This is a genomic window from Mucilaginibacter gracilis (genome assembly GCF_003633615.1).
Classification (GTDB): Bacteria; Bacteroidota; Bacteroidia; order Sphingobacteriales; family Sphingobacteriaceae; genus Mucilaginibacter; species Mucilaginibacter gracilis.
The window spans coordinates 6,547,282-6,567,488 of sequence record NZ_RBKU01000001.1 but is presented as its reverse complement, the minus strand read 5'-3'; the positions used below and the strand labels follow the sequence as shown (position 1 = coordinate 6,567,488).

Here is a 20,207-nt window from a genome sequence, read left to right as displayed (position 1 = left end):
AATCAAGAAAATTATAAAAATCATGATTAAAAACTATATTAAAACGGCTTGGCGCAGTTTGCTTAAAAACAAATTTTATAGCCTTATCAATATTGCCGGGCTAACCGTTGGGCTGGCTATCGGTATCATGATTTTGCTATGGGCGCAGGATGAATTGAGTTACGATAGCTTTCATAAGTTGGGGGCCAATATTTATAAGGTTGAAATTTGGGGAGGAACCGGTTCGAGCAGACAGATATGGACAGCCAGCGTGGCCCCGATTGGGCAACTTGCAAAACAACAATTGCCGGATGTTAAAGATGCCGTACGCACAACCGGGAACGACGATTTCTCGGTATACAAATACCAGGATAAATCCTTCAGCGATCAAAGAGTTATATATACCGATCAGTCTTTCTTTTCAGTATTTGATTTTCCGCTCATTCAAGGCAATTCCGCTAAACCTTTTGGCACCGATAACTCAATTATAATTACTAAACAAACGGCCCTAAAATACTTTGGTACAGAAAATGCCATAGGCAAAATTATAATTGCCGATAATAACAAAGAGAATTTTACGGTAAGTGGTGTGATTGGTGATTTTCCGAAAAACTCCAGCATCAGGTGTGATATGATGATGCCGATGAGCTATCATATTAAAAAGCTAAAGACAATTAACAGCGATTTTAATAACGATTTTATTAATTTTAGCTATAGCACTTATTTACTAACCAGGCCCGGCATTGATCTTAAAAAACTAAATGCCGACTTACTCAAAATACACTTGAGCCATAAGCCAGATGACACTGATGTGGAATACCTGTTGCTACCATTAGCAAAATTACGATTATACAATGCTGATGGCACCGCTAACGGTATACAAACGGTACGCATGTTTATCATTATCGCTTTATTGATATTAACAATAGCATGTATCAACTACGTAAACCTTTCCACAGCCAGGTCCATGTTACGCTCCAAAGAGATCAGCATGCGGAAAATTATCGGAGCAAACAGGAGCCATCTCTTTTTACAGTTCATAGTTGAAACGGGTTTGCTATTCGCGTTAGCCGCAATCTTAGCTTTAGGGCTTATTTTTTTACTGGTACCTGTATTCAATCAGCTATCAGGCAAATACCTGCAATTCAGTTTAAATAACTACAGTGTTTGGCTTATTATGCTGGCTACGGTATTGTGCACGCTGGCAGCATCAAGTATTTATCCAGCTTTGCTACTATCATCATTTGAGCCCCTTAAAGCGTTAAAAGGCAAAATATCTTTAGGTATTGGTGCTGTTTTGTTCCGCAAAATATTGGTGGTAACACAGTTTGTGTTCTCTATGGTACTCATTATCGGTACTATGGTAATTACAAGCCAGCTTAAATATATCCGATCAAAGGATTTAGGTTATGATAAAACTCATGTGTTTGGTTTAGAGATGCGTGATATTGGCCCACATTACGACGCCGTTAAAGCCGAATTATTAAAACAGCCCGGCATAATAGCGGTGACCCGTTCAAACCAAAACATTGTAGAAATAGGTGGATTGACCGGCGATACGGGCTGGGACGGAAAACAACCCGGACAAACCTTTATTGTTCATCCCATGGCGATAGATAAAGATTTTCTATCATTTTTCAAGATCGATTTGTTACGTGGCAAATCCTTTACCGGTGCAGTTAGCGATAGCACACATTATATTCTAAACCAAACCGCCGCAGATCAGTTGGGTATGAAAAACCCGATAGGTAAAAACTTTAGGATGGGGAAAGTTAATGGTACCATTATCGGTGTTGTTAAAGATTTTCACTTTGCATCCTTTAAACAAAAAATAGCACCTGCAATATTCTATTACAATACTCAAAATTTTGGAACACTTTACATCAAAACAACGGGTAACGATGCTCCAAAAGCAATAGCAGCGGCAAGCGAACAATTTAAGCAATATAACGGGCAATTCCCTTTTAGCTATTTGTTTTTGGATGATATATTCGACAGCCTTTACCGCGGCGAACAACGCGAAGGAACCCTGTTCAATTACTTTGCGGGTATAGCCATATTTATTTCGTGCCTTGGTTTGTTAGGTTTGGCGGCCTTTACTGCCCAGGTACGCACCCGCGAAATTGGTGTACGTAAAGTGCTGGGCGCAACCTCATCGCTAATCATCGCACTGTTAGCTAAAGACTTTATCAAGCTGGTTTTAATCGCTATTGTAATAGCTGTACCTGTGGCCTGGCTTGCTATGGATAAATGGCTGCAAGGGTTTGCTTACAGAATAAATATCAGTTTGTGGACCTTCGTTTTCTCTGGTATGGCAGTTGTAGTTATCGCTTTGTTAACCATCAGTTTCCAATCGGCAAAAGCTGCATTGGCTAACCCGGTAAATAGTTTAAAGAACGAGTAGCAGGGAGACAAAAGTTAAGAATCATCAATCAAGAAAGTTATAAAAATCATGATTAAAAACTATATCAAAACGGCATGGCGCAGTTTGTGGAAACACAAATCGTTTGCATTTATTAATATCGTTGGTATGGCCGTTGCTTTTGGAGCCGTTATATTACTGGCACTTACCGCTTTTTATGAATTATCGTTTGATGGCTTCCATCAAAACAAAAATCATATTTACCAGGTTTACCGCGAAGAACATATATCAACGGGTACCGAAAACTCATCCAGTTTGCCTATCCCGCTAACACCGGCGTTAAAGGCCGACTTTCCGGACATTGTTCACGTCTCGCGCTTTGGCGATAATGGCGGAAGCGTGATCCGCTATAAAGGCAAAGACTACAACTACAGCATTCGCACAGTTGACCAGGACTTTTTAAAGATGTTTACCTTCCCGGTAATAAGCGGTAATAGCAGTGAGCCCTTAAAAGCCCAAAACGATTTGGTATTGTCGGCAAATACTGCCAAAAGCATTTTTGGCAAAGAAGAGGCCGTTGGTAAAGTGGTTGAGTTAAATACCGGTAGCGAATGGAAACCATTTACCATTACGGCGGTAGCTGCCAACACCCCGCAAAACTCAAGTTTAAACTTTGATGCTTTAGCGCGCTTTGAACAGTTTCCGGGTTATAATCAAGACAAGGATAACTGGGATGTTAGCAACCATGTGGTGTACCTACAACTGCCCGAAAGTGTTGATGAGGTACATTTTGAGCAACGTTTAAAGTTATTTGTACATAAATACTACGGTGGTAACATCAAACAGCTTAAAATTGACGGTGCCCAACCTGATAACGAAGGCGAGTACATGCGCATGCGCCTGATACCTTTAACCCAAATCCACTTTAACAAAATTAGTGGTGAAGCAAGCGGCATTAACCGGTTTTATCCTATTCTGCTATTGCTCATCAGTGTGTTTATCTTATTCATAGCTACGGTAAACTTTATTAACCTTTCGCTGGGCAGGGCTTTTACACGTGCCAAAGAAATAGGTGTACGCAAAGTAATGGGTGCCAGGCTTGGGCAAATATTGATGCAATTTTGCTGCGAATCGCTCATGATCTGTATCTTCTCGCTCGCCGTGGGGGTGTTGCTGGTGGTGTGGTTAATGCCAGCCTATAAGCAAATATTCCGCCAACCGCTTTCGTTAGCTGTTTTAGATTGGGGCAAGGTAATATGTTATTTCGTTACGGGTTTTGTAAGCATCGTGTTGCTTTCGGGTGCTTATCCTGCCTGGTTAATGGCATCCTACAAAACGGCACAATCTGTAAAAGGCAAAATTAGTATGGGGCGTAATAACAAACTGCGTAACAGCTTAATGATTGTGCAATTTGTACTATCGTGCCTGCTTATTATTTGCACCACCATAGCCTGGCAGCAGCTTAACTTTTTACGCAGCAAGCCTTTGGGCTTTAATAAAAACCAGGTGATAAGCATCCCTATTGGCAACAACATCGATCGCGAAAAAGCGCTCTATTTAATGCGTAACCAACTAGCCAATAGCCCTAACGTTTTAAGCGTTACCGGTACCGATATGAATATGGGTAAGGGCCGTGATAACAGTGCCTCAACCTCAATAATGGGATTGGTATATAACGGCAAAACCTTGAAAAGCCACTGGCGACGCATAGACTATGATTACGTTAAAACCCTGGGCTTAACACTTACTTCGGGACGGGAGTTTTCAAAAGCTTATGGTACCGATACTACCGCCATTGTAATTAACCAAACTATGGCGCAGCAACTGGGTGCTAAAAACCCTGTTGGCATATCACTACCGGTTGACGGTAAACAACTCCGCGTTATTGGCGTGATTAAAGATTTTAACTTTCAACCCCTGCAAAAAAAGATTGAACCTTTAACCATGTTAATACAGCCGCAATGGCAATTAAGCTACATTTTTGTGCGGGTTAAACCCGATGATATGCCGGCTTCTATGGCGGCCATTACTAAAATTTGGAAACAGATAAACCCTAAAGCAGAGGCCGCCGCTTCGTTTTTAGATGAAAATGTTGACCGCCAGTATAAAAAGGAAGAAAGGCTTTCTAAAATATTTGTAAGTGGAGCTTTGTTAACCATCATTATATCGTGCATGGGTTTGTTTGCTATTGCTGTATTGGTAATAACCCAACGAACCAAAGAACTCGGCATCCGGAAGGTTTTGGGAGCAAGCATCCCTACTATTGTAGGTTTAATCTCTAAAGATTTTGTTACCCTTATTCTTATCTCGTCGGTTATAGCCTCACCAATTGCCTGGCTAGTGATGAATAACTGGCTGCAAGATTTTGCCTACCGCATTACCATTAGTTGGTGGGTGTTTGTATTTGCAGCGGCAACGGCGGTTTTTATAGCGATAGTTACAGTAAGTTTCCAATCGGTAAAGGCGGCATTGGCCAACCCGGTAAAGAGTTTAAGAAGCGAATAATTGAGTTGGTAGAAACAGAATTAAGAAACAAAAAAACGAGAAAATTATGATTAAGAACTATATCAAAATTGCCTGGCGCAATCTTATACGCAATAAATTTTCGTCGCTTATTAACATCGTTGGCCTCGCTGTGGGCATGGCGGTAGCTATACTTATCGGCTTATGGATATGGGATGAATTATCCTATAATAAATACTATAAAAACTACAACCGTATTGTGATGGTAATGCAGCACCAAACACTTAACGGCAACGTATTAACGCAAACCTCGGTGCCTATGCCGTTGGGCTATACGCTTAAAAAAGATTACCAAAGTGATTTTAAGTACGTTGTGCTTATAACACCTAATAACGAACATATTCTATCATACGGTGATAAAAAGCTAACGCAGTTGGGCAGCTATATGCAGCCAGAAGCACCCGAACTGTTTACCTTAAATATGCTTAGGGGCAACAGGCAGGGCTTAACAGATCAATCGTCTATTATGCTTTCGGACCGAACCGCAAAAGCCATTTTTGGCAACGCCAACCCAATGGGCAAAGTGTTAAAAATAGATAACAAATGGGTTGTTAAGGTTACCGGTGTTTACGAGGATATGCCTAAAAACACCACTTTTAACGATGTTGCTTTTATTGCTCCGTGGGACTTGTATTTAACTACCGCTCCATGGTTAAAAACCGCCCAAACCAAATGGGGAAATAACTCGTGGGCAGTTTTGTGTGTGTTAAACCCTAATGCTGATATTGACAAGGTAAGCACCAAAATAAAAGATATCAAATTAAAAAACCTTCAATCGATAAATGATAAAGTGGGTGCTTCGTTTAAATCGGCCTTGTTTTTATATCCTATAAGCAGGTGGCATTTGTTTTTTGAGTTTAAAAACGGCGTAAATACAGGCGGTGCCATTCAGTTTGTGTGGATGTTTGCCATTGTGGGTGTGTTTGTGTTGCTTTTAGCCTGTATCAATTTTATGAACATGAGTACGGCCAAGTCCGAAAAACGGGCGAAAGAAGTTGGCATTCGCAAAACCGTTGGTTCATTAAGGGGCCAGTTAATATGGCAGTTCTTTAGCGAATCGTTATTGGTTACCGTTTTCGGCCTCATCCTATCGCTGGTATTGGTTCAGGTTACCCTACCCTGGTTTAACCAGGTTGCCGATAAAGAAACGAGCATCCTATGGGGGAGCCCGGTTTTCTGGCTTCTTTGCATCGGCTTTAGCTTAGTAACGGGGCTCATAGCAGGTAGCTACCCGGCACTGTACCTTTCATCTTTTAATCCGGTTAAGGTATTAAAGGGTACATTTAAAGTTGGCCGCTTTGCAGCTTTGCCACGTAAGGTATTGGTGGTATTGCAATTTACGGTTTCAATTGCCTTAATTATTGGTACCATTATTGTTTTTAGGCAGGTGCAATACACCAAAAACCGCCCGGTGGGGTACAACCGTAACGGCCTTGTACAAATAAAAATGAAAACCCCGGTTATTCACGATCATTTTATGGCTGTGCGGAACGACCTGTTACAAACGGGTGCCATAAGTGAACTGGCCGAATCGGGCAGCCCGCTAACCAATGTATGGTCAAACTATAGCGGCTTTGAATGGCGCGGAAAGGACCCTAATACGCAAGACGATTTTGCCTGGATACCCATAAGTCCCGAATTTGGCAAGGCATCTGGCTGGAAAATAAAAGAGGGACGTAATTTTTCGAGAGTAATGCTAACCGATTCGGCGGCAATTATTTTAAACGAGTCTGCCGTAAATTTTATGGGGCTTAAACACCCCGTAGGTGAAATAGTAACATCCGGAAAAGACGCCTTACACGTTGTTGGAGTAATTAAAGATATGGTAATGGCATCGCCATACGAGCCCGTTAAACCAACTATTTTTGCCTTAGTTACCCAACCCGAGGGTGTAATGAACATTAGAGTTAACCCCAACGTGAGCATACACGAAGCACTTGAAAAAGCCGCGGCTGTATTTAAAAAATACGACCCGGACAGCCCCTTCGATTACAGCTTTACCGATAATGAGTACGCCAAAAAATTTGGCGACGAAGAGCGTATTGGCACCTTGTCGGCATTTTTTACTGCACTGGCAATTTTTATTAGTTGTATGGGCTTGTTTGGAATGGCATCTTTTATGGCCGAGCAGCGCACCAAAGAAATTGGGGTACGCAAAGTATTGGGCGCATCGGTATTTAACCTGTGGCGCTTACTATCCAAAGATTTTGTGATACTGGTTATCATCTCGTTGCTGATAGCCACGCCAATAGCCTATTACTTTATGCACGGCTGGCTTCAAAACTATAAATACCGGGCCGAAATGTCGTGGTGGATATTTGCTGTAACGGGTGTGGGCGCTATTATTATCACATTATGTACGGTAAGCTTTCAGAGTATTAAAGCTGCGTTAGCAAACCCCGTAAAGAGCTTACGAAGCGAATAGCCGGGAGAAAAAAAGAACCGTAATCCGCAATCAAGAAAGTTATAAAATCATGCTCAAAAACTACATCAAAACCGCATGGCGCAGTTTGGCCCGGCACAAAATTTTTGCACTTATCAATATTTCGGGTTTAGCTATTGGCATTAGCGCGGCATTGGTAATTTACCTTATTGTGTATTACGATTTTAGCTTCGATCATTTTGAAAAAGATAACGACAGGATATACCGTGTGGTAACCAATTTTAATATGTCGGGCGTCACATACCATAACCGGGGTGTAATTGCGCCAATGGCGGGGGCTGTAAGCAAAGAGGCTACGGGAGTAAGCGAGGTATCGGCCTTTCATCAATATAACGAGGTTAAGGTAAACATTACAGCAGATAACAACATTCGCCCCTTAATGCTTAAAAAGCAACGCAATGTTATTTTTGCCGATGCGGCTTATTTTAAATTGGTAACGGCATACCAATGGCTGGCCGGTTCGCCCGATGTGGCGTTGCATGAGCCGAATAAAGTGGTTATTACCTCAAAAAGTGCGCAACTGTATTTCCCCGGCGTAAAATATCATGACGTTATTGGCAAGCAAATAATTTACAATGATAGCGTACGCACAACGGTAACCGGCGTGGTTAACGAACTGCCACAGCACAGCGATTTTATTTTTCAGGATTTTATCTCGTTGGCCACTATACCCACAAGCGGGTTAAAAACCAACTTCAGTTATGACAACTGGACCATGACCAATGGCAGTTCGCAATTGTATATTAAACTGGTACCGGGCACAACCGTACCACAGGTAGAAAAACAGCTGGCATCATTATATAAAAAATACAGTCCGCCGCCCCGGGCAAATGGCAGTAAGTACAGCATAGTACATACGCTGCAACCTTTAAGCGATGTACACTTTAATGCCGATTATGGCGCCTATGACGAGCATACCGCGCACAAGCCTACCTTGTATTACCTTTTATTGGTGGCCGCATTTTTATTGGCCCTGGCCTGTATTAACTTTATTAACTTATCAACTGCGCAGGCATCGCAAAGGGCCAAAGAAATCGGCATTCGCAAAACTATGGGCAGCTCAAGGGCACAACTTATAGTGCAATTTTTGGGCGAAACCCTGTTGCTTACCTTAATAGCCGCCGCAGCATCCTTATTATTAATACCCGTACTGCTAAAAGCCTTCAGTGGTTTTATACCGGCCGGCGTTAGCTTTAATTTGTTACACCAGCCGCACCTTGTTGTGTTTTTATTGTTGCTTATAGTTTCGGTTAGTTTGTTATCCGGGTTTTATCCATCGTGGATATTGTCTAACTATAACCCGGCATTGGTTTTAAAAAACCAGGCTTATGCCAATACAGGCAAAACACGTAAAACGTGGATACGCAAAACCTTAACCGTATTCCAGTTTTTGGTTGCTCAACTATTTATTATGGGTACCATCATCGTATCCAAACAAATACATTACACGCTTAATAAAGATATGGGCTTTAAAAAAGATGCCATACTTTCGGTTTATACTCAATTCTACAGCAAGCAACCTAACCTGCGCTATGTGCTAATGGATAAGCTAAAAACCATTCCCGAAATTGAGATGCTGAGTTTAGCGGGCAGCACACCTGCAACAGACGGCACATCATCCGGACAGGTTAATTATAAAGACGGGAAAAAGGATATACAAACCGATGTGCACTTTAAATTTGGCGACGTTAATTATTTAAAACTTTACCATATCCCACTGCTTGCGGGTAGCAATGTACACCCCAGCGATACCGTTAAGGAAGCCATTATTAACGAAACCTACGCGCATATACTGGGCTTTAAAAATGTTAACGATGCTGTAGGCAAAACGTTGTTGTGGAGTGGCACTCAAAAGCTGCCTATTGTTGGCGTTATGGGCGATTTTAATCAGCAATCGTTACATCAGGCTATCAAACCCTTGTTATTTTCGGCGGCAGCCAGCAATAGTTATACCATACATATTGCCTTAAAACCGCAAAATGCCGATGGAACGGCCTGGAAAAACGCGTTGAGCAAAATACAAATGGAATTTAAAGCCGTTTACCCGGAAACCGATTTTGAATATGACTTTTATGATGAAAGCATAGCCAGATTTTACCAGAGCGATATGCATGTATCGAGCCTGTTGCAATGGGCCACGGGCTTGTCTGTCTTTATCAGTTGTCTGGGTTTATTAGGGCTCGTAATTTATACCACCAATTTACGCACTAAAGAGATCGGCATCCGCAAGGTGCTGGGCGCATCGGTGGCGCATATCGTATCCATCCTGTCGGCAGATTTTGTTAAGCTGGTAGTGGTGGCATTTATTATTGCATCGCCAATTGCATGGTGGGCAACCAGTAAATGGCTTCAAAACTTTGCCTACCACACCAATATTAACTGGTGGATATTTTTAATGAGCGGTATGTTAATGGTAGTAATTGCATTGCTCACCTTAAGCTTTCAAACCGTTAAGGCCGCGATAGCAAACCCTGTTAACAGTTTACGAAGCGAATAGCCGGGAGAAAGAAAGAACTATAATCCGCAATCAAGAAAGTTATAAAATTATGCTCAAAAACTACATTAAAATTGCCTGGCGAAACCTCAGTAAAAACAAGGTTATTTCGATTATCAATATCTTGGGATTAGCAGTGGGCATAGCTTTTACATTATTAATAGGCGCATATGTTTGGGGCGAACTTCGGGTAAATCACGAACTGAAAAACACCAACAATCAATACATCATACTCAGCATATGGAAAGATGCTAATATGGGTGGTGAAATTACCGGCATTGCGGAGCTACCTAAAGCTCTGGCGGATAACTATCCTAACCTGGTGCGTAATTATTATCATTCAGACCTGACGACTACTATTGTAAACAAGGGGGAAAAGCACTATCGTGAAAGCATACAGATTGGAGACAGCACCCTATTGAATATGTATGGCTTCACCCTGTTATATGGTGATAATCAAACAGCACTTCGCGATCCATTTTCGGTTGTGATAACGCAAAAAATGGCATTAAAATATTTTGGAAAGGATGACGTTACAGGCCAAACGTTAAGTTTTGAAAGCACGCACGGTGATAAGCACGAGTTTATAATTTCAGGTGTTTTGGCAAAGGTGCCAAAAAATTCTGTAACCAATCTAAACGCCAACAATAACTCAAATTTTTTCTTTTCTGCCGAAGCGGCTAAATATTTTAAACGTCAGTTAAGCGGCTGGGCTAATACCGGAACTGTCAACTATGTGGAATTACAAAAGGATGCCGATCCTAAAATGGTAGATAAGGCCATGCTTGATCTCATCAAAAAACTGGAACCTGATGACGTGATCCGATCAGGCCTAACACCCTACCTGGTAAGCCTGAAAACCTATAATCTTGTTGCCGAAGGTGGTTTAATAAAAAAAATGACTTGGGCACTTTCGTGCATTGCACTGTTCATTTTATTGATGGCTATCGTCAATTTCGTTAATATCTGTATTGGTCGTTCGGCGGGGCGCATGCGTGAAATAGGTATACGTAAACTATTGGGCGGTTTGCGCAAACAACTTATTTGGCAATTTTTAATCGAGTCTGTTTTAACAGTGATGCTTGCCACGCTTTTAGCGCTACTAATCTATATAACCGGCAGGCAATATTTTAGTGATGTTTTGGGTGCTGATATATTAAGTATCTTTAATTTTCCGGTATCCATCATTTTAATTCTTTTGGTATTTGTTTTAGTAATAGGTGTTATCGCCGGAATATACCCCGCACTCGTATTATCTTCATTGAGGTCGGTAGATTCGTTAAAAGGCAAATTGACTTCTGTAAAAGAAAGTGTATTGCTCCGTAAAACATTGGTGGTTTTTCAATTTACAACCGCCGCCGTTGTGTTTATTGGTGCAATTATAATTTCGCAGCAAATTAGTTTGTTTTTTAATGGAAACTTAGGTTATGATAAGGATTACATAGTATACGCGCAATTACCGCGTGATTGGACAACAAAAGGGGTTCAAAATATGCTGTATATACGTAACCAACTGGCGCAAATGCCACAAGTGCAAACTGTATCATTATCTTTCGAAATTCCAGACGGCCATAACGGTGGAAATTATTTGAGCTATAAACAAGGCGCAGATCCCAAACAGGCCATCAGCTCAGAAGGTATGGTTGCTGATAATCAGTTTGCTGCCGCATACCATATTCCATTAAAAGCCGGTACATTTTTTAAACCGATATACCATACAGCAGATAGTTCTCAAATAGTAATCAACGAAACGCAGGCAAAAGCGTTGGGTTGGAATAACGCAGAACAGGCTATAGGACAATATATCTTTATCCCGGCCTACAATGACAAAGTCCCGTTTACGGTTTGCGGCGTAACTGCCGACTTCCATTTTGGATCGATGCACCAAAAAATAATGCCCGAGATATTTATGAATGTTAATTATGCTCCCGTTTACCGGTACTTTAACATCAGGTTGAAACCCGGCAATATACAAAGTAGTATTTTGGCCCTGCAAACCAAATGGACATCGCTATTGCCCGGAACACCCTTTGAATATCATTTTATGGACGACGCACTTACAAGGCTTTATGCCAGCGAGCTACAACTAAAGAAAGCGGTTGGTATAGCAACTTTTTTAGCCGTTGTTATTGTGTTATTGGGGGTATTAGGGCTTGTATCATTGAGTGTGCAAAAGCGTACTAAAGAAATAGGAATTCGTAAAGTGCTGGGGTCTTCGGTTGCAGGCATAATCACCCTGTTTTTAAAGGATTTTTCAAATGTGGTAATCGTATCATTTTTTATAGCGTGCCCTATTGCTTACTATACAATGCAAACGTGGTTGAATGACTACGCCTACAAGATCAGCATATCAATTTACCCTTTTTTATTTTCTATTACCTTACTAACGTCTGTAACGGTATTGCTCATTGTTGTCCAAACCATTAGGGCCGCCATAGCAAACCCGGTTAACAGTTTACGAAGCGAATAAGCGAAACAAAGTATTTAACAAATTAATAAAGCATGATATGATAAGCAATTATATTAAAATAGCCATCCGCAATTTATTGCGGAACAAGGTGTATTCAATTATTAATATAGCAGGACTTGCCGTAAGTATTGCAGCCTGTTTACTGTTGTACATTATTATTAGTTACGAAATGGGTTATGATACCACACAACCCAATTATAACCGTATTGCACGGATAGTAACAACCGATAAGTTTTCGGACGGTATAAGCTATAGCCCTGGTATTCCGTTCCCGTTTACGGATGCTTTCCGCAATGACTTTCCGCAGATTAAATGCGGTGCCTTGTATTGCGCATTTGGCAGCCAGGTAAGTGTATTAAAAGGTGATGGTAAGGCCAACCAGAACTTTATGGAAAATGGTGTATTTTACATGGAACCGCAATTTTTTGAGGTATTTACATACAAATGGTTAGCCGGTTCGGCAAATGTTTTAGCCGAGCCCAACACAGCGGTATTAACAAAAAACATGGCCGATAAGTATTTTGGCAATTGGAAAACAGCAGTAGGCAAATTTTTGAAATTTGATAATTCCACAACAGTTAGAGTAGCCGGTATATTAGATGATCCGTCGGTACATTCCGATCTGCCGTTACAGATCATGGTTTCGCTGATAACCCGCAAAAATAATAACAAAGCACAATGGGCAGATTGGCATGGTTTGGATGGTAGCTACCAAATGTACTTATTACTACCCGCCGGTGTTGATGCCACGAGCGTAAACAAACAACTGGTTACGTTTAACAACAAGTATCTGCATACTAGTTTTCTTTCAACACGCACCAATTTTTTACAGCCCTTACAGGATGTGCATTTTAACACACTTTTTAGCAATTTTGGCGGGCATACCACCAGCCGTTCAAAGTTAACCATACTTGGTTTGATAGGCTTCCTCATCATTATTATGGCTATCATCAACTTTGTAAATTTATCTACCGCCAAAGCGGTTACCCGTTCGAAAGAAATTGGGGTACGCAAAGTTTTAGGCGGTAGCCGCAAACAATTGTTTTGGCAAATGATGGGCGAAACCGGCATTGTAGTACTCATATCAACCGCATTGGCTATCGGCATTGCCACGCTGGCTATACCTTATATTAAAAATGTAATATCGATACAGGAGTCGCTCAATATTTTCAGGCTTGATATTATGATGTTTGTTGTTGCCGGGTTTATTATCATTAATTTTTTAGCAGGCGTTTACCCTTCGCTTATTTTATCAGGATTTACGCCTGCGCTGGCGCTCAAAAATAAAATTACTTCGGCAACGGTAGGCGGTATATTGCTTAGGCGCGGTTTGGTGGTAACACAGTTCGCGGCATCGCAAATGCTTATTATTTGCACTATTATAGCAATTAGTCAGATGGATTTTATTAACAATGCCGACCTCGGTTTTAATAAAAATGGCGTATTGGTTTTAAACAGCAATAATGATAGTGCGCTATTGGCCCGCCAGCTCAATTTTAAACAAAAGTTATTACAGCTACCGGGTGTACAATCAGTTTCGTTTAGTAGTGATGTGCCATCTTCAGAAAATAACTGGCAATCAAATTTTGCTTACGACCATAGGCCCGACGAACAATTTAGCGCCTATTTAAAATTTACCGATGAAGATTATTTTAAAACATTTGGTATCAAATTTATAGCCGGCGGCCCTTACAGCGCATCGGACACGATGAAGGAAGTGGTTGTTAACGAAACCATGTTGAAAATGCTGAACGTGCACAACGCTCAGGATGCCATTGGCAAGCAAATACATTTGGGCGGGAAACGCCATCCCTGGAAAACCGTTGTGGGCGTTGTTAAGGATTTTACAAATAACTCGTTGCGTACTACCGTTAAACCACTTTTTATGGTTTCGCACCGTAAAGAGTATAATACAACATCTATCAGGTTTCAATCTTCAAACGTTAAGCAAACGCAAAGCGATATACAATCGTTATGGAACAAATACTTTCCCGAATATGCTGTAACTACATCGTTTTTTGCTGATAATATTAACGATTTTTACCAGCAGGAGAACCAACTCTCGCTAATGTATAAGATAGCTGCAGGCCTGGCTATTTTCATCTCGTGCCTGGGTTTGTACGGCTTGATTTCGTTTATGACAGTGCAAAAAACCAAAGAAGTTGGTATACGCAAGGTATTAGGTGCAGGCATAGGTAGCATAGTGTACTTGTTCTCCAAAGAATTTACCTTTCTTATTTGTATCGCCTTTGCCATATCGGCTCCTATAGCTTTTTATTTTATGCATAGTTGGTTGAGCGGTTTCGCTTTCAGAATCAATATCAGTATTAGCTATTTTATTATTGCAATTATATCATCAATAACTATAGCGTGGCTTACGGTAGGTTTCCAAGCATTTAAAGCGGCGATGGTTAAACCGATAAAAAGTTTAAGAAGCGAGTGAGGTAAAATGCAAGAATCGAGAGTCAAGAATAAAAACACTCTGTGCAATTTCCTGCCCGAAAGGATGGTAGTCCTTTTATATGCGCCTAATCACCAAAAATAACCAATAACTCAATAACCAATAACAAACCATGCTATCACTCAAAAATATATCAAAATATTACAATGTAGGCGGCACAAAAACCTACGTACTAAACAAAATAGACCTCGATATTGATGCAGGCGAATTTGTATCTATCATGGGGCCGTCGGGCTCGGGTAAGTCAACGCTGTTGAACGTAATAGGCTTGCTGGATCAGCCATCCGAAGGCTATCATTACTTTACCGGCGAGGCCGTGCATTTACTTAAAGAAAAACAACGTTCTGCCTTGTATAAGGCAAATATCGGTTTCGTTTTTCAGGCTTACCACTTGATTGACGAGTTAACGGTGTACGAAAACATTGAAACCCCTTTAATTTACCAGGACATTAAAAGCGGCGAACGTAAGGCGTTGGTGGCCGACATACTCGACCGTTTTAATATTGTTGGTAAAAAGGATTTGTTTCCGGCGCAACTTTCGGGAGGGCAGCAACAGTTGGTTGGCATTGCCCGCGCATTAATTGGCAAACCTAAATTATTATTGGCCGACGAGCCTACAGGCAACCTTAACTCTAAACAAGGAGAAGAAATTATGGAACTTTTCCGCAAGCTTAATAAGGAGGATGGGGTTACCATTATCCAGGTTACACACTCAGAAAAAAACGCCGAATTTGGGTCGCGCATTATTAATTTGCTGGATGGTAAAATTGACTCATCGCGCCAGTTATAACTAAAAACTATGATGAAGTACTTTAAATATATACTGCCTCTATTGCTAATTGCCATCAGCATTAAACCTGCGAGGGGCCAAAATGCCGACAGTGTTTTAACGCTTAAACAATGCCTTGATATTGCAATTAAAAACAACCTGCTGGTTAAGCAAAGCGAAATACAGGTAGAAACCAGCCGTATAAGCTACCAGCAGGCCCGCGAAAATTTATTGCCAAACCTTAACGGCGATATTACCCACAGCCTTAGCGATGGGCGCAGCCTTAACCCCTTTACCAATGGCTATTTAAACCAGCAAATAACATCGGGCAATTATAGCTTGAGCAGCAGTGTGGTGTTATCAAACGGGTTAACGTTACAAAACAGCATCCGCCAAACCTCGCTGGCATACCAGGCGGGTAAAATGGATTTTCAGCAGGCTAAAGATAACCTTACGCTTAATTTAATAACGGCATACTTGCAGGTTTTAAGTAATGAAGACCAACTTACGCAGGCTAATACACAGGCCGGGGTTTCTAAAAACCAGTTGGCGCGTTTGCAAATTTTAGATAAGGATGGCGCCGTTACACCATCGCAACTATACGACCTTAAGGGCCAGTACGCTACCGACCAGCTTAGCGTAGTAAATGCCAAAAATGCTGTTGATATTTCAAAGCTTACATTGCTACAGTTGATGAATGTACCCTACAACAAAAATGTACAATTGCAACGCCAGGCTTCGGATCAATTACCTTCGGTGTATGTTAACACTGCCGACGATATATACCAAAAGGCCCTGAGCGACCTGGCTTATGTTAAGGCAGCAACCCTGCGCCGCGAAAGTGCCGAGAAAGGTGTACAGGTAGCCAAAGGTGCCTTGTTGCCAACACTGTCGTTATCGGGGAGCCTGGGTACAAATTACTCAAGTGCTGCAACCCGCTCTTCGTTTGTCGATTCATCTGTTGTGCCTACCAATACCTTTATCAATACTCCCGGCGGTGGCAGGCAAAGTGTTTACACGGTACAGCAAAATTACAACACAGCCAATATTAACTGGGCCGATCAGTTTAAAAACAACTATGGCACATCCATCAGCCTGGGCCTCAGCATCCCGATATTAAACTACTTCCAAAATAAAAATAAAGTAGCCCTTGCCAAGCTCAATTTGCGCAACGCACAATACATTGAGCAAAACACCCGCATACAATTGCGCCAAAATGTAGACCAGGCTTATGCCAACATGACGGCAGCCTTTGAACGTTACCAACTCCTTACCGACCAGGTTGGCGCCTTCGGCGAATCTTTCCGGATAGCAGAGGTTCGTTTTAATTCGGGCGTGCTAACATCGGTGGATTTTTTGGTTGTAAAAGGAAATCTCGATCGCGCTAAAGTTAACCTTATCAGTGCGAGGTATGACTACCTGATACGATCAAAAATTTTGGATTACTACCAGGGGCGGTTGGCTTTATAAGTTTGATGTAAAATGTACAAGGTAAGATGTAAAAAAAAATATGCGAAGTACCCTTATTATTTTACCAGCAATGCATTCCACAAAATTTCGGCGGGGTGCAGGGCCTTTACGGATGCTCCGTCTTTTATTTGGTGTCGGCAGCTGGTGCCTGCCGCCGCTATTATGGTATTTATATCGGCGGCCCTAACATTGGGCAGTAATACCAGTTCGGCTATTTTCATTGATATGTCGTAATGCTCCTCCTCATAACCAAAAGAACCCGCCATACCACAGCAACCCGATGGTATTAACTCAACTTTGTAGTTTTGCGGTAACGACAATATAGTTTGGGTTGGAAATAAGGCGTTAAGCGCTTTTTGATAGCAATGGCCGTGTAGTTTTATCAACCGGGGTTCGGTAGTAAATTGTTGTTTGCTGATACGGTTGTTTATAAGCTCGCGCATTAAAAATTCTTCGAGCATAAAGCTGTTTTTTGCTAAAGCCTGGGCCTTGGGCTGCAATTCGGCAGGTGCCAAATCGGGGTATTCATCCCGAAAGGTTAGTATGGCCGATGGCTCGATACCAATTAACGGAACATCGCTACTAACAACAGCACTCAATAAATTAATATTTTGTTCGGCTATTTGCTTTGCCTTTCGCAACATCCCTTTTGAAAGATAGGTGCGCCCGCTTTCTAAATGATTGGGGATGTTAACCTCATACCCAAGCGCGGTTAACAACTTAATGGTGGTAATGCCAATTTCAACGTCGTTATAATTGGTAAACTCGTCGCAAAATAGGTTTACGGTGTGCGTTGGGCTGGTTTTTAATTTGCCCGCTTTTTGCCTTTGTTTATCCCAGTTTTTTTTCCAGCTACGTAAGGTTTGTTTACCAACCTGTGGTAACGAGCGCTTTTGAGCAAAACCTGCCAGTTTTTTAATAATACCGCCGGTAAAGCTTGCACCTATAACATGGTTATACAAACCGGGCCATATTGATGCCAGGCGTTGCATTTGGGTAAAATTACCAATCATGCGGGTGCGCAAAGGGATGCCGTTTGCATCATAATAATGCTGTAAAAACTCGGCCTTCATTTTGGCAACATCCACGCTTGAAGGACATTCGGATTTACAGCCCTTGCAACTGAGGCATAAATCCATCACTTCTTTTATCTCTTTATAATCGTAAGGGTTTTCCTTTTCCGAAGTAGTTAAAAACTGCCTTAAAATATTGGCCCGCGCACGTGTGGTATCCTTTTCTTGCAGCGTAGCCATGTACGACGGGCACATGGTGCCGCCGGTAACCTCTGTTTTACGGCAATCGCCGGAGCCCGAACATTTTTCGGTTAACCTAAGTATACCTTCCTGCTTTGTAAAATCAAATATGGTGGGGATTATTTTACCCTTATGTTTTGGCTCGTAACGCAGGTGAGTGTTCATGGCCGGGGTTTCAATAATTTTACCGGCATTAAATAAATGGTGCGGATCGAAACAGTTTTTAACCTGCTTGAGCAAATCATAAACCTCGTTACCCAGCATAAAAGGGATAAATTCGCCCCTTAAACGGCCATCGCCGTGCTCGCCGCTTAACGAGCCATTGTATTTTTTAACCAGTACGGCAGTTTCCTTCAGCACAGTTCTAAACAAGGCCTGGCCTTCGGTAGTTTTTAAATCTATCATGGGCTCAACATGTAACTCACCCGCACCGGCGTGGGCATAGTAGGATGCATGGAGTTGATGATCTTTTAAAAGCTGCTGCAAATCGGCAATATAAGCGGGTAAATCCTCCGGCGAAACGGCGCAGTCCTCAATTAGGTTTACAGGTTGTTTGTCGCCCGGCAAATTACGTATTAATCCCAGCCCGGCTTTACGCACATCCCAGGCCAGTTTGGCCTCGTTACCGCTCAATATCGGGTAGGCATAGCCTAAACCTGCGGCTTTTAGTTCGGCAACCAACGCTTCGGCTTGCTGGCGTACCGTTTCGGCATCATCTGCCATAAACTCGGCCATTAGCAGGGCTTCGGGTTCACCCTCAATAAAAAAGCGGTTATGCTGGTAGGTTGCGTGGCCCTTGGTAAAGTCCATAATGTACTTATCCACCAGTTCGGATGCCAGGGGCTTATGCTTGAGTATAATGAGGTTGGCCTGCAAAGCCTCTTGCAGCGAAGTAAAATGAATGCAAACCAGGTTATCAATTGCCGGGGGCAGGGGCAGCAGGTTTAATTTGGCTTCGGTTACAAAGGCTAAAGTACCCTCGGACCCTGCCAGTAATTTGCACAAATTAAAGGGTTGCGCGGTGCTTTCGCGAATTAAAAAATCGAGCGCGTAGCCAGTGTTTCTGCGGGAAAGTGATTTTTTAGGATAGTTATCATTAATAAGCCCAATGTTTTTTTCGTTGCTCATTAAGCCGTTCATGGTACGGTAAATGCTGCCTTCTAAAGTATCGGGGAGCATTTTTTGCTGTAATTCGGTTTGGGTTAGCGGCTTAAATTCAACGGCTTCGCCATTGCTTAAAAACACTTTGGCCTCCAGTAAATGCTGGCGGGTATCGCCCCATGATATAGAGTGAAGCCCGCAGGAATTATTGCCTATCATTCCGCCTACCATTGCCCGGCTTGAGGTTGAAGTTTCGGGGCCAAACATCAATTTGTAGGGCCGCAGCAGGGCATTCAAATCATCGCGAACGATGCCGGGTTGTACCCTTACCCATTTTTCGTCGGCATTAATTTCAATAACCTGTTTAAAATACTTAGATATATCAACCACAATACCGTTGCCCACAACCTGCCCTGCTAATGATGTGCCTGCGGCGCGCGGTATTAAGGTTATTTTGTGCTGATTGGCAAATGTGATAAGCAAGCTTAAATCGGCCTCGGTTTTAGGCACTGCAACGGCTGTAGGTTTTTCCTGATAAACAGACGCATCGGTTGAGTAAACTCGCTTTTGAGCATCGTGAAGCACAGAATCGTCAAAATAAAGCTCGCCGCTAAACTGTTTGCTTAAAGCAGTAAAATAATCTGTTAAACCAATCATGTCTCAAATTTAAGCAGCTTGCTGTAAAGGACTAATTTTTGAGGTGAAAATTGTTGAAATAAAAAGACTAAGGATAATTAACGAGTAAAATAAAAGATAATTGTAGTAAAAGTAAACATGCCTGTTTAGCGGTGCACGTTTACTTTTTTATTTAAATACCTGAGTTCGATTAATAAATGAGATAATATTTGTCAATCAAAGGAAATGTAAGTATATTTAAGTATC

At 41.8% G+C, this 20,207-nt stretch carries 9 protein-coding genes; 8 read left to right on the top strand and 1 reads right to left on the bottom strand.

Going from position 1 to position 20,207, the window contains the following annotated elements; genetic code table 11:
- Nucleotides 1-22 precede the first annotated feature (22 nt).
- The 8 genes from BDD43_RS29255 to BDD43_RS29220 all read left to right on the top strand — a co-directional run bounded on the left by BDD43_RS29255 (nucleotide 23) and on the right by BDD43_RS29220 (nucleotide 16,971).
- Complete coding sequence (locus tag BDD43_RS29255; RefSeq protein WP_121201756.1) at nucleotides 23-2,383, top strand: ABC transporter permease; 2,361 nt, start codon at nucleotides 23-25, stop codon at nucleotides 2,381-2,383.
- Between the two features lie 48 nt (nucleotides 2,384-2,431).
- Nucleotides 2,432-4,846: an ABC transporter permease gene (locus tag BDD43_RS29250; protein WP_121201755.1), complete on the top strand. Its 2,415-nt coding sequence runs from the start codon at nucleotides 2,432-2,434 to the stop codon at nucleotides 4,844-4,846.
- A gap of 46 nt (nucleotides 4,847-4,892) precedes the next feature.
- Nucleotides 4,893-7,289, top strand: a complete 2,397-nt coding sequence (locus tag BDD43_RS29245) for an ABC transporter permease (protein ID WP_121201754.1) — start codon at nucleotides 4,893-4,895, stop codon at nucleotides 7,287-7,289.
- Between the two features lie 49 nt (nucleotides 7,290-7,338).
- A complete protein-coding gene (locus tag BDD43_RS29240; protein WP_121201753.1) occupies nucleotides 7,339-9,804 on the top strand; it encodes an ABC transporter permease in 2,466 nt (821 codons plus the stop codon).
- A 49-nt stretch (nucleotides 9,805-9,853) separates the two neighbouring features.
- Nucleotides 9,854-12,271 carry an ABC transporter permease gene (locus tag BDD43_RS29235; RefSeq protein ID WP_121201752.1) on the top strand — a complete coding sequence of 806 codons (2,418 nt, stop codon included), beginning with the start codon at nucleotides 9,854-9,856 and terminating at the stop codon, nucleotides 12,269-12,271.
- Between the two features lie 37 nt (nucleotides 12,272-12,308).
- A complete protein-coding gene (locus tag BDD43_RS29230; protein WP_121201751.1) occupies nucleotides 12,309-14,714 on the top strand; it encodes an ABC transporter permease in 2,406 nt (801 codons plus the stop codon).
- A 130-nt stretch (nucleotides 14,715-14,844) separates the two neighbouring features.
- Entirely contained in the window at nucleotides 14,845-15,522 is a 678-nt protein-coding gene (locus BDD43_RS29225; protein ID WP_121201750.1) for an ABC transporter ATP-binding protein, read from the top strand.
- A gap of 9 nt (nucleotides 15,523-15,531) precedes the next feature.
- Nucleotides 15,532-16,971, top strand: a complete 1,440-nt coding sequence (locus BDD43_RS29220; RefSeq protein ID WP_246001824.1) for a TolC family protein — start codon at nucleotides 15,532-15,534, stop codon at nucleotides 16,969-16,971.
- 56 nt (nucleotides 16,972-17,027) lie between these two features.
- Here BDD43_RS29220 and BDD43_RS29215 read toward each other — a convergent pair whose 3' ends face one another.
- The gene (locus BDD43_RS29215) at nucleotides 17,028-19,982 is read right to left on the bottom strand and encodes an FAD-binding and (Fe-S)-binding domain-containing protein (protein ID WP_121201748.1); all 2,955 of its coding nucleotides are present in this window, start codon (nucleotides 19,980-19,982) and stop codon (nucleotides 17,028-17,030) included.
- Between the last annotated feature and the right edge of the window lie 225 nt (nucleotides 19,983-20,207).

Coding starts and splice junctions, on each gene's coding strand:
- BDD43_RS29255 (WP_121201756.1), top strand. CDS start 23: ATGATTAAAAACTATATTAAAACGGCTTGGCGCAGTTTGCTTAAAAAC.
- BDD43_RS29250 (WP_121201755.1), top strand. CDS start 2,432: ATGATTAAAAACTATATCAAAACGGCATGGCGCAGTTTGTGGAAACAC.
- BDD43_RS29245 (WP_121201754.1), top strand. CDS start 4,893: ATGATTAAGAACTATATCAAAATTGCCTGGCGCAATCTTATACGCAAT.
- BDD43_RS29240 (WP_121201753.1), top strand. CDS start 7,339: ATGCTCAAAAACTACATCAAAACCGCATGGCGCAGTTTGGCCCGGCAC.
- BDD43_RS29235 (WP_121201752.1), top strand. CDS start 9,854: ATGCTCAAAAACTACATTAAAATTGCCTGGCGAAACCTCAGTAAAAAC.
- BDD43_RS29230 (WP_121201751.1), top strand. CDS start 12,309: ATGATAAGCAATTATATTAAAATAGCCATCCGCAATTTATTGCGGAAC.
- BDD43_RS29225 (WP_121201750.1), top strand. CDS start 14,845: ATGCTATCACTCAAAAATATATCAAAATATTACAATGTAGGCGGCACA.
- BDD43_RS29220 (WP_246001824.1), top strand. CDS start 15,532: ATGATGAAGTACTTTAAATATATACTGCCTCTATTGCTAATTGCCATC.
- BDD43_RS29215 (WP_121201748.1), bottom strand. CDS start 19,982: ATGATTGGTTTAACAGATTATTTTACTGCTTTAAGCAAACAGTTTAGC.